This is a genomic window from Nonomuraea composti (assembly GCF_012034275.1).
GTDB classification, from domain to species: domain Bacteria; phylum Actinomycetota; class Actinomycetes; order Streptosporangiales; family Streptosporangiaceae; genus Nonomuraea; species Nonomuraea composti.
Genome location: NZ_JAATEP010000167.1, coordinates 1 through 560, shown reverse-complemented (window position 1 = coordinate 560; position 560 = coordinate 1). Strand labels below are relative to the sequence as shown.

The 560-nt window shown below is 74.1% G+C and carries 1 pseudogene; it reads right to left on the bottom strand.

Features of this window, described 5'->3' with window-relative positions:
• Window positions 1-560: pseudogene (locus tag HCN51_RS57830) on the bottom strand (acetate kinase); the annotation flags it as partial.

Below are 560 nucleotides of genomic sequence, written 5' to 3'. Positions count from 1 at the left end.
ACGTCGCCGGAGCGGGTGCCCATGACCAGCCCTTCCAACGGGGTCATGCCCATGGAGGTGTCGACGCTGCGCCCGCCGGAGATGGCGGTGGCGCTGGCGCCGTTGCCCAGGTGCAGCACGATCAGGTTGAGGTCGGCCAGGTCGCGGCCGAGGAAGGCGGCGGCGCGGCGGGAGACGTAGGCGCACGAGGTGCCGTGGAAGCCGAACCGGCGCACGCCCCACTCGCGCGGCACCGCGTACGTGTACGCCTCCGGCGGCATCGTGCGATGGAAGGCCGTGTCGAACACGGCGACCTGCGGCACGTCGGGGAACACCTTGAGCGCCAGCCGGATCCCGGTCAGGTTGACCGGGTTGTGCAGCGGCGCGAGCGGCGCCAGCTCCTCGATGGCGGCGATGACCGCGTCGTCGATGAGCACGGCCTCGGCGAACCGGTCGCCGCCGTGCACCACCCGGTGCCCGACCGCGACCGGGGCCAGCTCGGGGCCCGCCGCCGCGAACGCCGCCAGCATCGCGTCCAGCCCCTCACCGTGGCCGGGGAAGACGGCCTCCCGCTCGTACGG